The organism is Stenotrophomonas sp. 2YAF26, assembly GCF_052114625.1.
GTDB lineage: Bacteria > Pseudomonadota > Gammaproteobacteria > Xanthomonadales > Xanthomonadaceae > Stenotrophomonas > Stenotrophomonas indicatrix.
In genome coordinates this window covers 1-14,628 of sequence record NZ_JBFRFC010000008.1, presented here as the reverse complement: position 1 = coordinate 14,628, position 14,628 = coordinate 1, and the positions used below count along the sequence as shown (strand labels likewise).

Below are 14,628 nucleotides of genomic sequence, written 5' to 3'. Positions count from 1 at the left end.
TGCCCTGTAGATCCACGCCACGCGTGGATAGCCGACCAAGGTCGGCATCTACCGAAGCGGTTCGCGGACCAGCCCCCCGTCCACCAACCGGTACTGCACATCCACCACACCCGCGGGCAGGTCATCGTGGGTGATCATCAGCAGGCTGCGCCCTTCCAGCAGTGCCGGCAGGTCCTGCAGCAGTGCGCGCGCGGTATCCACGTCCAGGCCTTCGGTGGGCTCATCCACCAGCAGGATCGGTGCATTGCGCAGCAGCGCGCGCGCCAGCGCCAGACGCCGCGCTTGGCCGGCCGACATCGTTGCGCCGTTCTCGCCCACCCACGCCTGCAGGCCGCCGTTGCGCTCGGCCCATTCACCCAGCCGTACCCGTTGCAGCACCGCCCACAACGCCTCGTCGCTGGCCTCGGGATCGCCCAGCCGCAGGTTCGCGGCCACGCTGCCGGCAAACACCGGCGCGTTCTGCGGCAGCCACGCAAGGTGCCGGTGCCAATCGGCCTGGGCGACATCACGCAGGTCCTGGCCACCGTAGGTCAACCGCCCTTGCTGCGGATCCCACAGGCGCAGCAGCAGGCTCGACAAGGTGGTCTTGCCGCTGCCGCTGTCGCCACGGATGGCGATGCGCTCGCCCGGTGCCAGCGTCAGCTGCAGGCCACGCAGCACCGGCCGTGCGGCGCCCGGCCACTGGAAGTGCACATCGTCCCAATGCACGGTCGCCGCCGGCGCCAGCGGCTGCGGCGACACCGGCTCCTGCACCGAAGGTGCCTGCTCGACGATGCCCTGCAGGCGCGCGGCCGCAATGCGGCCCGATTGCAGCGCCTGCCAGGCCAGGCCCATGCCCGCCCACAGTTCAATCATCGCCACGGTCAGGAACACCAGCCCGGCGGCCATTTCCGGCGCGATGCGCTGTTGCTCGGCCGCATGCAGCGCCAGTGCCAGCATCGCTACCAGGCCGAGCCCGGCCAGCACACCATGCAGCGTTGATGCAGCGATCAGCCGCAGGCGTCGACGACGATCGCGCGAGGCCACCTGCTTGGCCGCCACCCGCACCTTCAACTGCCAGGCATTGCCAGCGTTGAGCGCGGCCAGATCAGCCGCCCCTTCCAGCCCCTCGAATGCCGCCGTGCGCAACGCCGCACGATGTGCAGCGCGGTCGGCCTCTTCACTGTCATGTCCCCTCACGCCCAGCCACGGCACGCCGATGCCGATCAGCAACGCCAGTACCGCCAGCAGCACCGCTGCCGATGGCAGGATCAACGCTGCCGAGCCCACGCCCACCAACGTCAACGCGCCCAGCGCCAGCAGCGGGCCGATGGCACGCACCAGCAGGCCATCGATTTCACCGATGTCACCCAGCAGCCGCGCCAGTAGATCGCCGGTGCGGGTCGCACCCAGCCGTGCCGGGGCCAGTGGCAGCGCGCGACGGAAGAACCACACGCGCAGGTCGCGGGCGATGCGCAGGGTGGCATCATGCCCCACCAGTTTTTCGAAGTAGCGCGATGCGATGCGCGCCATGGTCAGGCCGCGGATGCCGGCCGACGGAGTGAAGAAGTTGAAGCCCTGGCCAAGGCCCGCTGCACCGGCCAGCGCTGCAGCAGTGAGGAAGCCACCGGACAGGCCCAGCAGGGCGGTGCCGGCCAGCATCGTGGTCCACAGCAGCAGCACTGCCAGCAGCAGGCGCGGGCGATGACGCAGGAATACCGTGCGCAGCGAATCGGCAGAGCGGCTCATACGCGTACCGCCTGCGCCGGCTCAACCAGGCGCCCTTCGGGCAACAGCAGGCAGCGGTCGGCCCAGGCGATCACCGCCGGGCTGTGGGTGGCCACCACCACGCTGCGTCCGCGCGCATAGGCGGCCAGGCTGCGCAGCAGCGCTGCTTCTGTTTCGGCATCGAGAAACGCGGTCGGCTCGTCCAGCAGCAGCACCTGCGGATCGCGCAGCAGCAGGCGCGCCAGGCCGATGCGACGTGCTTCGCCACCGGACAAGCCAAAGCCGCGCTCGCCGATCAGCGTATCCAGCCCCTGCGGCAGGCGCTGTGCGAACTGCAGCACCTGGGCGGCTTCGGCAACGGCGCGCAGGCGCGCGTCGCTGGCACCGGGATCGGCCAGTCGCAGGTTCTCGGCGATGGTGCCGTGGAACAGATAGGGACGCTGGCTGGCATAGGCCACCTGCAGCCCCGGCCGCAGCTGCACCCGGCCGGCACGCGGCGGCAGCCAACCGGCAAGCGCCTCCAGCAACGTGCTCTTGCCGCTGCCACTGGGGCCGACCAGGGCCAGACGCTGGCCCGGTTCCAGCTGCAGGTCCAGATTCTGCAGCACATCGTGGGCAGCGCCCAACGGACGCAATACCAGACCGTGCGCCTGCAGTGGCGGCAGGGCGGCCTCGGCTGGCTCCGGTGCCAGCGGCACACTGCCATCGATTGTAGTTGTCTCGTCTTCCGGCAGCACCTGCAGCAGACGCTCCACCTCGGCGGCGGCGGCCAGTGCATTGGCACGGTCGTGATAGTGCGCGGCCAGGCGCCGCAACGGTGCGTAGAACTCCGGTGCCAGCAGCAGGCAGAACAAGCCCGCCCCCAGCGTCGGCACAGACGCATGCAGCGACATCAGGCCCAGATAACTCAGGCCCAGATACAACGCAACCATCGCCACGCTGACCGAGGCAAAGAATTCCAGCACGGTGGACGACAGGAAAGCGATGCGCAGCACCTTCATCGTGCGCACGCGCACACCTTCTGCCGCAGCCTCGATGCCGGCCAGCTCGGCCTCCCCACGGCCATACAGGCGCAGCAGGCCCAGGCCTTTGATGCGATCGGCGAAGTGCCCACTCATCCGCGCCAGCTCGCCCAGCTGCGCGCGCCCGGCGGCTTCGGCGCCCCAGCCCACCAGCATCATGAAAAACGGCACCAGTGGCGCAGTGAACAGCAGGATCAGTGCAACTACCCAATCCACCCAGGCCACAGCAGCCAGGATCAACAACGGCACCACCACCACTTCGGTGCGCACCGGCAGGAAACCACTGTAGTAGTTCTCGATCGCATCGCCGTGATGCAGCATCAACTCGCCCAGTTCACCGGTACGGCGCTGCCGCAGCCACAATGGGCCGTGCCCGAGCAGACGCGCGAAGACACGCTCGCGCAGGGACAGGCGTGCGGCATCGGCAACGTCACCCGCCGCAGCCTGGGTGGCACTGCCCAGCAGGGTGCGCACGACAAGGATCACCGCCAACGCGGCCAGCACCGGCAGGCCCTGGGCCAGCGGCACGCGCTCGACCAGCACCTGCTGCACCAGCCAGGCGATGGCGGCAGCTTGAGCGATCAACAGCGCACCGGACACGCTGATGCACAGCGACGCCAGCCGCTGCCGCCCCTTCGCGGCACGGGCCAGATCGGCCAGCCAGGCGGTACGCACACGCCGCAGGCGGGTCGATTCGTCATCCCGATCAGGGGCGTCAGCGGTCGGTTCGGCAGCGCTCAAGGCTCTTCACAGGCAGCAGGGGGATGGACGGCATTGTAGGCGCAGGCAACAGCCTTCCCCTGCGGCCGGCGGTCGCAGTCTTCATCGGGTTGGCATACGATCCTCCTGAATACCTGTTCATACATTGATCTGGATCAAGGCTGTTTGAAGTAGTCGGTCACATCATTCACCCCGTAGACCACCCTTCCCGCCACCTGCAACGGCACTATCCAACGAGGTAGCCAGGCCATGATTGATCAGACAGTCGTAGAACTGTCGCGGCTGCAATTCGCTCTGACCGCGATGTACCACTTCCTATTCGTACCGCTCACGCTTGGCCTGTCCTTCATGGTGGCCATCATGGAAAGCGTGTACGTCATGACCCGCAAGCAGGTCTGGCGGCAGATGACCCTGTTCTGGGGCACCCTGTTCGGCATCAACTTCGCCATCGGCGTGGCCACCGGCCTGGTGATGGAGTTCCAGTTCGGCATGAACTGGTCGTACTACAGCCACTACGTGGGTGACATCTTCGGTGCGCCGTTGGCCATCGAAGGCCTGATGGCGTTCTTCCTGGAAGCGACCTTCATCGGCCTGTTCTTCTTCGGCTGGAAGCGCCTGAGCCCGGTCAAGCACCTCACCGTGACCTGGCTGATGGCGCTGGGCACCAACCTGTCGGCGGTGTGGATCCTGATCGCCAACGGCTGGATGCAGAACCCGACCGGTGCGGTGTTCAACCCGGAAACCATGCGCATGGAAGTGGTCGACTTCGCCGCGGTGCTGCTGAACCCGGTGGCGCAGGCCAAGTTCGTGCACACCGTCAGTGCCGGTTACGTGACCGGTGCAATCTTCGTGATGTCCATCAGCGCCCTGTACCTGCTGCGCAACAAGCACAGGGACATGGCCCGCCGTTCGTTCGCGGTGGCCGCGGCCTTCGGCCTGCTGTCCTCGCTGTCGGTGGTGGTGCTGGGTGACGAGAGCGGCTATGCCGCCAGCGAGCACCAGAAGATGAAGCTGGCGGCGATCGAAGCGATGTGGGAGACCGAGCGTGCGCCGGCCGACTTCACCGCCTTCGGCATTCCCAACCAGGACACCCACACCAACGACTACGCGATCAAGATCCCATACCTGATGGGCCTGATCGCCACCCGTTCGCTGGACCAGCCGATTCCGGGCATCCTGGAACTGGTGGAGCGTGCCGAGCACCGCATCCGCGGTGGCCAGATCGCCTATGGCGCACTGGAACGGGTGAAGAAGGACAAGACCGATCTTGCAGCGCGTGAAATGTTTGATCGCCATTGGCAGGATCTCGGCCATGGCCTGCTGCTGAAGCGTTACCGCGAAGACATCCTCAACGCGACGCCGGAGGAAATCTCCAAGGCCGCGATGGATACCGTACCGCGCGTGGCGCCGCTGTTCTGGACCTTCCGCATCATGGCCGGGCTGGGCTTCTACCTGATCGCCTTCTTCGCGCTGGCCTTCTACTACTCGTGCCGCAACAACTTCCAGGACAAGCGCTGGTTCCTGAAGCTGGCCGTGTGGAGCCTGCCGGCGCCGTGGATCGCGATCGAATGCGGGTGGTTCGTGGCCGAGTACGGTCGCCAACCGTGGGCAGTGGACGGCGTGCTGCCCACCTTCTATGCGGCTTCGGGCCTGGCACTGCATGAAATCCTGACCACGCTGGCGGTGTTCACCAGCCTGTACACGGTGCTGCTGATCATCGAAATCAAGCTGATGCTGAAGGCGGTCCGCAAGGGCCCGGACGACATCCTGCCGACGCTGCAGGCCGACATCCGCCCTGTTTCCCCCAATGCCGTTGCCCCCGGCCAGGCCTGAGGCAGGAGAATCCAGATGGAATTCATTGCACTTGATTACACCACGCTCCGCGTGATCTGGTGGCTGCTGCTCGGCATCCTGCTGGTCGGCTGGGCCGTCATGGATGGTTTCGACCTTGGCGTCGGCACGCTGCTGCCGTTCGTGGCAAAGACCGATGAAGAACGCCGGCTGGTGATCAACACCGTCGGCCCGGTCTGGGAAGGCAACCAGGTCTGGTTGGTGCTGGGTGGCGGCGCGATCTTCGCCGCATGGCCGCCGCTGTATGCGGTCAGCTTCTCCGGCTTCTACCTGGCGGTGTTTGCGATGCTGTTCGGGCTGATCCTGCGCCCGGTCGGCTTCAAGTACCGCAGCAAGCTGCCGTCCAAGCGCTGGCGCGACAACTGGGACCGCGTGCTGTTCGTCGGTGGCCTGCTGCCGGGCCTGATTGCCGGCGTCGCCGTGGGCAACGTGCTGCTGGGTGTGCCGTTCCACTTCGATGACACACTGCGCGTGACCTACACCGGTTCGTTCTTCGGCCTGCTCACGCCGTTCGCGCTCATCGCCGGCCTGATCAGCGTGGCCATGCTGGTGTCGCACGGTGCGGCCATGCTGGTGCTCAAGACCGACGGCCCGGTGGCCGAACGTGCAGCGCGCTACGGCAGCATCGCCGCCATCATCAGCTTCGTGTTGTTCGCCGCTGCCGGCGCCTGGGTGGCCTTCGGCCTGCCGGGCTACCAGATCACCTCGCAGGTGGTGACCGACGGGCCGACCAATCCGCTGCTGAAGACCGCCGAACTGGGGTCCGCTGCAGGTGGCTGGCTGCGCAACTACAGCAGCATGCCGGCAACGCTGGTGTTCCCGGTGCTGGGCCTGCTGGGTGCGCTTGCCAGTGCGGTGCTGCTGCGCGCGCGTCGTGGCGGCCTGGCCTTCATCGCCTCGGGCGCGTCCATTGCCGGCATCATCCTCACCGTCGGCTTTGCGATCTTCCCGTTCCTGCTGCCGTCCTCCAGCCAGCCCACCTCCAGCCTGACCGTCTGGGACAGTTCGTCCAGCCACCTCACGCTGTGGGTCATGCTGCTGGCCACGGCCATCTTCCTGCCGATCATCCTCGCCTACACCACCTGGGTGTACCGCGTGCTGAAGGGCAAGACGACGGTCGAGGACATGGACGACAACCCCAACGCGTACTGATTGCCCGTGTGCCGGCCCAGGGTCGGCACACCCCTCGCACACAGGAGATTGACCATGTGGTATTTCGCTTGGATTCTCGGCGCCGGACTGGCTTCGGTCGTGGCCATCCTCAACGGGATGTGGTTCGAAGCGCGCGAAAGCGCCCGCGCCGACAAGGAAGTGCGTTGAAACTGTAAAAAAGGGTTGCCGATACGGCCTTCACACCGTATTCTTGGCGGCTCCTTCGGGGTGTAGCTCAGTCTGGTAGAGCGCTACGTTCGGGACGTAGAGGTCGCAGGTTCGAATCCTGTCTCCCCGACCACTTCGGTGGTCGCATTGAAGCCTGGTGAAGTCTTCCAGGCTTTTTTGTTCCCGCAGGAGTCGCTGCCACGGCAGCGAAGCAGAACGGCCCTCCCCCTTGCCGCCATCGGGGGAAATGGCTAGAATAGGCGGCTCCCTTCGGGGTGTAGCTCAGTCTGGTAGAGCGCTACGTTCGGGACGTAGAGGTCGCAGGTTCGAATCCTGTCTCCCCGACCACTTCGGTGGTCACCAAGAAGCCTGGAAGACATCAGTGTCCTCCGGGTTTTTTTGTATCCGGAATCCGGGACAGCCGGCTGCGCTGCCATCAGCCACGTACGCACCGGAGCGGGGTCGAGGACCCGACGCGGCCGGCCACGTACAATGGCCGCCACTCCCCCACCTGCCACACCGGCCCCGTCCGGTGCGGGCGCTGCACGCCACCTGCGCGGCGTGCGCCACCTGCAAGGAACACCGCATGACGTCCCCCACCTCCCCTTCGCCATCGTTGTTGCACGGTCGCCTGCTGGCGTTCGCCGCAATCCTGCTGGCAGCGGTCAACCTGCGTACTGCCGTCACTTCGATCACCCCGCTGCTGGACGTGCTGGGCCAGCAGTTCGGCTTCGGCACCACCATGACCGGCGTGCTGGGCATGCTGCCGACCGCTTCGTTCGCACTGTTCGGCGTCGCCACCCCGGCGCTGGCACGACGCCTGGGCCTTGAGCGCACCACCCTGCTGGCCATGCTGATGGCCGCCACCGGTTTGCTGCTGCGCTCCAGCGCCGGCAATGTCGGCACCCTGCTGCTGGGCTCGGTGATCGCACTGGCGGGCATGGGTATCGGCAACGTGGTGGTGCCGCCGCTGGTGAAGCGCTACTTCGCCAACAAGGTCGGCACCATGAGCACGTTGTACATCAGCGTGCTGCAGCTGGGCACGATGATGCCGGCGCTGCTGGCGGTGCCGGTGGCCAACGCCGCAGGCTGGCGGGTGTCGCTGGGCATGTGGGCGCTGCTGGCGCTGGCCGCCACGCTGCCATGGCTGTTGCTGGCGCGCCGCGCACCGAAACCGGTGCTGGACAGCAACGATCCCACCGCGCAGCCGCACGGCAGGGTCTGGCGTACGTCGTTGGGCTGGAGCATGACGCTGATGTTCGGCATGACCTCGCTGATGACCTATTCGATGTTCACCTGGCTGCCGCGCATCGTGGTCGAAGCCGGCGCCACGCCTGCCTTCGGCGGGGTGATGGTCGCGGTGTTTTCGGCACTGGGCCTGCTGCCATCGCTGGTGATCCCATCGCTGGCGGTACGCCTGCAGAATCCCTTCCCACTGGTGCTGATCGGCTTCTCGGCCTTCGTCATCGCTTTCGCCGGCCTGCTGTTCGCCCCGATGAAGGCGCCGTTGCTGTGGGCCTGCCTGCTGGGCGTCGGGCCGTCCACGTTCCCGCTGGCGCTGACCCTGATCAATCTGCGCACGCGCACCCCCACCGGTTCGGCGGCCCTGTCCGGCTTCATGCAGGGCGTGGGCTACAGCTTCAGCTGCCTGGGCCCGTTCCTGGTCGGTTGGCTGCACACCGTCAGCGAGGGCTGGACCCTGCCCTTCGCCTTCCTGTTCGGCTGCGCGCTGCTGATGCTGTGCGCCTCGTGGGTGGCCTGCAAGCCGCGCAAGCTGGAAGACCTGTGGTGACCGGACCGGCGGGCTGACGCCCGCCGCCGTGAAGCTGGACCCACACACCCCACTACCGCGATCTACACACCGCCACCGCAGCGGGTGACGTAGCGTGTCCAAAGCTGACCCGTTTCGTGTCCAGAACCGGCCCTGCCAGCGTGGTGCGCCCCCACAGGGCGGCCTCAGGCTGCCCCGTGCCGTTCCAGTGGACAGCGGAAAGTGTATGCGCGACAACGCGTTGCGACAGGGCTGGCCGGTCATCCAAGGACTCTCCGTCAACAAGGTACGGATAGGAAGTAGGCGCTTTGGCAGAGCGTCAGCTATAGTTGGCATGTGATGTGCGTCACACTTTTCAGCACATCGTTCAGCAATGGATGCTTAGGGGGTCTCATGGTTGTTCACCGTCCACTGGCGCTGTGCGTCGGTCTGGCCTGCGCCACTCTGGCGTACTGGGCCGATGCGGCCCCGCCGCCCACCGTGATAACGCGCGCCGACCGGCTCGCCGAGATCGGGCACTACCGTGACCAGGCACGCTGGGTCGATGCGCTGGCGGCGATCGAGCGGGCGCAGCTGCGCGAGCCCAACGACGACCTGCTGTACAAGCTGCAGGTACTGACCCTGGGCGACATCGGCAACGCCCATCGTGCCTGGAGGCTTTACCAGGCCCGGCCCAACCTGTTCGACCAGGACCAGAGAGCGCGGCTGGAGGCCAACTACGTGGCCAAACTGGTCAACTGGAGCCTGGCCTACGGGGAAAGCGAAGACACCCGGCTGGACGAGGCCGAGGCTTCGCTGGCGGAAATGGAGCAGTACGTCGAGCGCGATGGCACCGCGCTGGCGCAAGCGCCGCTGCGGATCCGCATGGACCGGCTGATCCTGCTCAACCGCCTGGCCCGCCACGCGCAGGTGCGCGACGAGGCGCGGGCGCTGCAGCGCGAAGGCCATGCACTGCCTGATTACGTGCTGCCAGCCGTAGGCGACTCGCTGATGGCCACCCAGAACCCGGAAGAGGCCATTCCCTTGCTGGAGGCCGCCGCAAAGAACGATCCCTCACGCTTCGAGTCACGCTCGGAGCTGGCCTATGCCTATCTGGAAACCGAGCAGGCGGAGAAGGCGGTGGGCTACCTGCAGGCCTGGCAGAAGGACGAACCGGCCTGGCGCTGGGGCGGCGGCAAGACCCCCTTCCAGAACTGGGCGCGCTACGAGGCCGACCTGAACCTGGGGATGGTGCGGGCCTACAGCGGCGACCTGCCCACGGCCCAGCGCGAACTGGAAGCCCTGGTCGAGGTCGGCCCGGGCAATGGCAGCCTGCAGACTTCACTGGGCAGCGTCTACCAGCTGCGCGGCTGGCCACGGCGGGCACTTGAGCGCCACCAGATGGCCTATACCCTGGACCCGCGTGACATCGCGCCGCGCCTGGGCATGTACGAATCCTACGTGCAGCTGCAACGCGACGACCTGGCGCGGCCGCTGCATGACGACCTGCTGGCTCGCTATCCAAGCCAGCCGGCGGTGCAACGCATGGACCGCGACTGGCGCGCCCATCGCGGCTGGCAGCTGCTGGCCAAGGTCGAGGGTGGCCGCAGTTCCGGCGGTGGCGGCACCTCGCCGCTGGGCAACGACGACCTGCACTACGGCGTGGAAGTGGCCTCGCCGGTTCTCAACGACCGCTGGCGCCTGTTTGCCTTCGCCGACCGCCGTTCGGTCAGCTTCCAGGACCAGGACATCGATCCGCTGTGGATCGGTGCCGGCGTGCGCTACCGCTTCGACCGCCTCGATGCCGAGGCGGCGGTGACGCGCCCCAACGACAGCATCGGCGACACCGGCCTGCGCGGCGGCTTCGGCTGGCAGTTCAATGATCGCTGGCATGCCGGCGTAACCGCTGCCCGCAATGACCCGGAAGCCTCGATGCAGGCACGCGTGGCCGGCATCACCGCCGACAGCGTTGCGGTTGCAGTGGACTACACGCGCAACGAGCGCACCCACTGGAGCTTCGGTGGCAGCCAGTTCCGTTACGACGATGGCAACCGCCGCGATACGCTGAACAGTGCGATCGAACAACGGCTGTTGACCCGCCCGCGCCTGTTGATCGATGGCCTGGGCAGCGTCTACACCAGCCGTGGCAGCCGCGACGATGCGCCCTACTTCAACCCCTCGCGGGATCGCTCGGTGGAAGTGGGCCTGCGCATCGACCAACAGCTGTGGCGCCATTACGAGCGCCACTTCCGCCATCGCCTGACGGTGTCGGTGGGCAACTACTGGCAGGAAGGTTTTGGCAGTTCAATCATTCCGACCGTGGCCTATCGCCACGAATGGCAGTTCGATCAAGGGCGGATCCTCGAGTACGGCGTGAGTTGGTCGCGGCCGGTCTACGACGGCCAACGTGAACGACATATCGGCTTCGATGCCGCGCTGCGCTGGGGAGAATGAGATGGAACGGATGCTTCGCAACCTGACAACCGTACTGCTGCTGGCGCTGCTGGCCCTCGCCCTGCCCGCCGCAGCCCAGCGCGCCGTCTCAGCCACGGAACTGGACGCGGCCGACAACGGCCTGCTGGTGCTCAGCTACCACGACGTGCGCGATGATGTGCTGGAAAAATCCGACGGCGACGCCTACGCGGTCAGCACGCAGAACTTCGCCGCACACCTGGATTGGCTGTCCGCGCATGGCTATCACCCGGTCTCGCTGTCACAGCTGATCAACGCCTCGCGCGGCGAAGCAACGCTGCCGCCGCGGCCGGTGCTGCTGACCTTCGACGACGGCCTGCGCAGCGTGTACAGCCGCGTCTATCCCCTGCTGCGCGCGTACAACTATCCGGCGCTGGTGGCGGTGATCACCGACTACGTGGACATGGCACCGGGACGCACCATCGACTACGGCTACCGTCCCTTCGGCCGTGACGACTTCCTGACCTGGGACCAGCTGCGCGAGATGCAGGCCAGCGGCCTGATCGAACTGGCCAGCCATACCGACAACCTGCACCACGGCGTGCAGTCCAACCCGCAGGGCAACCAGACCCCGGCGGTGATCACCCGCATCTACGACCCCAAGGCGCAGCGCTACGAAAGCGCGCAGGAGTACGAGAAGCGCCTGCGCGACGATCTCGGCCGCAGCGTGCAGCGCATCGAGAAGGAACTGGGTGTACGCCCGAAAGCGATCGTCTGGCCGTATGCGGCCTACAACCAGTTGAGCAACGACATCGCCGAGCAGCTGGGCATGCCGGTGTCCTTCGACCTGGAAGGTCGCAGCACGCCGGTGACGGCTGACCTGCATGGCTTGGCACGCCTGCTGGTGACCAGCAATCCGAACATCACCTCGCTGGCCTTCGAGCTGCGCCGCAACGTCAATCTGGACGGCACCCGTGCACTGCAGATCGATATGGACTCGGTCTACGACAGTGACCCTGCACAGCAGGCGCGCAACCTGGATGCGCTGATCGAGCGGGTGAAGCGGATCGGCCCGACCCATGTCTACCTGCAGGCCTTCGCCGATCCGGACGGCAACAACACCGCCGATGCCCTGTACTTCCCGAACCGCCACCTGCCGATGCGCGCGGACCTGTTCAACCGCGTCGCCTGGCAGCTGAAAACCCGTGCCGGGGTGAAGGTGTATGCGTGGTTGCCGGTGCTGGGCTATGAACTGCCCGACGCCGCGCAGCGTGCGGCGCTGGGCATCCAGAGCCCGGAACGCGATGGCATGTACCGCCTGGATTTCACCAAGCCGCAGGCACGACAGATCATCAAGGACATCTACGAAGACCTGGCGATCAATTCGTATTTCGAAGGCCTGCTGTTCCACGATGACGGCTACGTGCGCGATACCGAACTTGCCCAGCTGCCGCAGGAAGGCAGCGACGGCGGCCGCACCCAGGCGCTGATTGATTTCACGCTGGAACTGCGTGACAGCGCACAACGCTGGCGCCCCAAGCTGGGCACCGTGCGCAACCTGTACGCGCAGCCGGTGCTGGAGCCGCAGAGCGCGGCGTGGTTCGCCCAGCGCCTGGACCTGTTCAACAAGGCCTACGACCGCACCGCGCTGATGGCGATGCCCTGGATGGAAGGCAGCCGCCGCCCGCAGCGTTGGCTGGACAAGCTGGTGGTGGCCGTGCGTGCGCACGACCCCGAGCTGAAGCACACGATGTTCGAGCTGCAGACCGTGGACTGGCGCACGCAGCGGCCGATCAGCGGCGAACAGCTGCGCGCGCAGATCCGCCGCCTGCAGGCACAGGGCGTGCGCCATTTCGCGTGGTACCCGGACGATTTCATCGCCGACAAGCCGTCGACCCAGGATGCACGCGCGGCGATGTCCGCGCGCAACTTCCCGTATCCGGAGAAGTGACGTGGACATGAATCCGTGGCTCAACGCCATGTTCCAGTTCGCCTTCTTCTACCCCATGGTGATGGCGTTCTTCTGGATGTCCGGGGGCCTGTACTACTTCTTCCGCCGTGAGCGGAAGTCGCGGCCGCGCAACGACCCACCACCGATGGCGGAGTATCCGTTCGCCAGCCTGCTGATCCCGTGCCACAACGAATCGGCGAACCTGGACGACACCCTCGGCGCGGCACTGGCCCAGCGCTACCCGGACTTCGAGGTGATCGCCATCAACGATGGCAGCACCGACGACACCGGCATCCGCCTGGACGCGCTTGCAGCGCTTCATCCGCGCCTGCGCGTGGTCCATCTGGACCGCAACCTGGGCAAGGCCAATGCGTTGCGCATGGGCGCGCTGGCCGCGAGATCGGAGTACCTGGTGTGCATCGATGGCGATGCCATGCTGGAAGAGTTCGCCATGCACTGGATGGTCTGGCACCTGACCAGCGGCCCGCGCGTGGGTGCGGTAACCGGCAACCCGCGGATCCGCAATCGCTCCACCCTGCTCGGCCGTCTGCAGGTGGCGGAGTTCTCCTCGATCATCGGCATGATCAAGCGCGCCCAACGCGTGTACGGCCGCATCTTCACCGTGTCCGGGGTCATTGCCGCGTTCCGTCGCACCGCCCTGCACCGCATCGGCTATTGGGCCGATGACATGGTCACCGAGGACATCGACATCAGCTGGCGGCTGCAGCTGGATCATTGGGACATCCGTTACGAGCCCAATGCGCTGTGCTTCATCCTGATGCCGGAAACGCTGAAAGGCCTGTGGCGGCAGCGACTGCGCTGGGCACAGGGCGGTGTGGAAGTCCTGCTGCGCCACGGCTCATCGTTGTTCAGCTGGCGCAAGCGGCGGATGTGGGGCGTGCTGCTGGAATACATCCTCAGCGTGCTGTGGGCCTACACCATGCTGGTGATCATCCTGCTGTGGGCAGTGGGCAAGTTCATCCCGATGCCGCCGTCGTTGTACATCGACACGTTGCTGCCGCAATGGCATGGCGTGATCCTGGCCCTGGTCTGCCTGCTGCAGTTCGCCAGCAGCCTGATCATCGACAGGCGTTACGAAACGCATATCGGCCGCAACTATTTCTGGGTCATCTGGTACCCGATGGCGTACTGGTTGATCAGCCTGTTCACCACGCTGGTGGCGCTGCCGAAGACCCTTCTCCGGCGGCGTGGCAAGCGTGCCACCTGGGTCAGCCCAGACAGAGGTATACGATGAACGCACATCGCCAGACGACCGCCAGGACGCCGTCCAACCGCTTCGACTCGCGGCTGATCCAGAAGCCGCTCAAGCAGCCCCGCCTGCAGCGCACCGCCTGGGGATTTGTGACCCTGGCGTTCTGGGGGTTTTACTTCTACCTGTGGGCACCGCTGGTCACGCTGGTGTCCTGGTTGCTCGGTGGGCAGCTGGCGTGGCTGCAGCTGTACGAGCGCAAGCAGCATCTCGACCCGTTCGTGATCATCGCCCTGCCGGTGATCCTGGCGTGCTGTGCGCTGCTGCTGATCGCCTGGGCCGAGTACAACCGCTACCGCTTCGCCGGCAAGGAACGGCGCGGCCCGCACGAGGACGCAAGTCGTGCGGAAATCGCCCATTCGCTGGGCGCCAGCGATCAGCTTGCCGAACAGATGTTCGGTGCCAAGGCCATCACCCTGCACATGGATGAGCATGCACGGCCGCTGGGCATGACCGCGCAGCTGTTGAGGTAACGGGGGTTCGGCCGGGCGGCGCCCGGCACCCGCAGAGGCCGAAGCAACAGCAACAGCTGGCATTCSGTGGGAGGCGGGGCGGTGTCGGATTGCGGGGACGCCGCAAGTACGTCCTTGTAGKCTTGGCAGCCGCATCCATGCGGCTGACACCC

10 protein-coding genes and 2 tRNA genes are annotated in these 14,628 nt (G+C 66.4%); 10 read left to right on the top strand and 2 right to left on the bottom strand.

Annotated features, from left to right (window positions below):
• Positions 1-48: 48 nt before the first annotated feature.
• Both cydC and cydD read right to left on the bottom strand, forming a co-directional pair.
• Positions 49-1,728, bottom strand: coding sequence for a thiol reductant ABC exporter subunit CydC (gene cydC, locus AB4Y98_RS10125; protein WP_442244287.1), 1,680 nt, complete (start codon positions 1,726-1,728; stop codon positions 49-51).
• Positions 1,725-3,470, bottom strand: a complete 1,746-nt coding sequence (gene cydD, locus AB4Y98_RS10120; protein WP_442244286.1) for a thiol reductant ABC exporter subunit CydD — start codon at positions 3,468-3,470, stop codon at positions 1,725-1,727. Before cydD ends, cydC begins: the two co-directional genes overlap by 4 nt.
• 228 nt (positions 3,471-3,698) lie before the next feature.
• Here cydD and AB4Y98_RS10115 point away from each other — a divergent pair, with 228 nt between their 5' ends.
• From AB4Y98_RS10115 to pgaD, 10 genes are all read left to right on the top strand, one after another.
• Positions 3,699-5,282, top strand: coding sequence for a cytochrome ubiquinol oxidase subunit I (locus AB4Y98_RS10115; RefSeq protein ID WP_176020181.1), 1,584 nt, complete (start codon positions 3,699-3,701; stop codon positions 5,280-5,282).
• 15 nt (positions 5,283-5,297) lie between these two features.
• Positions 5,298-6,452, top strand: coding sequence for a cytochrome d ubiquinol oxidase subunit II (gene cydB, locus AB4Y98_RS10110; protein ID WP_025876453.1), 1,155 nt, complete (start codon positions 5,298-5,300; stop codon positions 6,450-6,452).
• 54 nt (positions 6,453-6,506) lie between these two features.
• On the top strand, positions 6,507-6,620 hold the full coding sequence (cydX, locus tag AB4Y98_RS10105) for a cytochrome bd-I oxidase subunit CydX (protein ID WP_025876452.1): 114 nt from the start codon (positions 6,507-6,509) through the stop codon (positions 6,618-6,620).
• Positions 6,621-6,676: 56 nt separating this feature from the next.
• Positions 6,677-6,753, top strand: a tRNA-Pro gene (locus tag AB4Y98_RS10100).
• Between the two features lie 138 nt (positions 6,754-6,891).
• Positions 6,892-6,968: transfer RNA gene (locus AB4Y98_RS10095), tRNA-Pro, on the top strand.
• 238 nt (positions 6,969-7,206) lie between these two features.
• Positions 7,207-8,412 carry a CynX/NimT family MFS transporter gene (locus AB4Y98_RS10090; RefSeq protein WP_223495754.1) on the top strand — a complete coding sequence of 402 codons (1,206 nt, stop codon included), beginning with the start codon at positions 7,207-7,209 and terminating at the stop codon, positions 8,410-8,412.
• A gap of 372 nt (positions 8,413-8,784) precedes the next feature.
• Entirely contained in the window at positions 8,785-10,824 is a 2,040-nt protein-coding gene (gene pgaA, locus AB4Y98_RS10085) for a poly-beta-1,6 N-acetyl-D-glucosamine export porin PgaA (protein WP_442244285.1), read from the top strand.
• Position 10,825: 1 nt separating this feature from the next.
• Positions 10,826-12,733, top strand: coding sequence for a poly-beta-1,6-N-acetyl-D-glucosamine N-deacetylase PgaB (gene pgaB / locus AB4Y98_RS10080; protein WP_442244284.1), 1,908 nt, complete (start codon positions 10,826-10,828; stop codon positions 12,731-12,733).
• A gap of 7 nt (positions 12,734-12,740) precedes the next feature.
• Positions 12,741-13,988 carry a poly-beta-1,6-N-acetyl-D-glucosamine synthase gene (pgaC, locus tag AB4Y98_RS10075; protein ID WP_442244357.1) on the top strand — a complete coding sequence of 416 codons (1,248 nt, stop codon included), beginning with the start codon at positions 12,741-12,743 and terminating at the stop codon, positions 13,986-13,988.
• Positions 13,985-14,476 (top strand): poly-beta-1,6-N-acetyl-D-glucosamine biosynthesis protein PgaD, encoded by a 492-nt coding sequence (gene pgaD, locus AB4Y98_RS10070; protein ID WP_223495760.1) that lies wholly within the window; start codon positions 13,985-13,987, stop codon positions 14,474-14,476. Before pgaC ends, pgaD begins: the two co-directional genes overlap by 4 nt.
• Positions 14,477-14,628 lie beyond the last annotated feature (152 nt).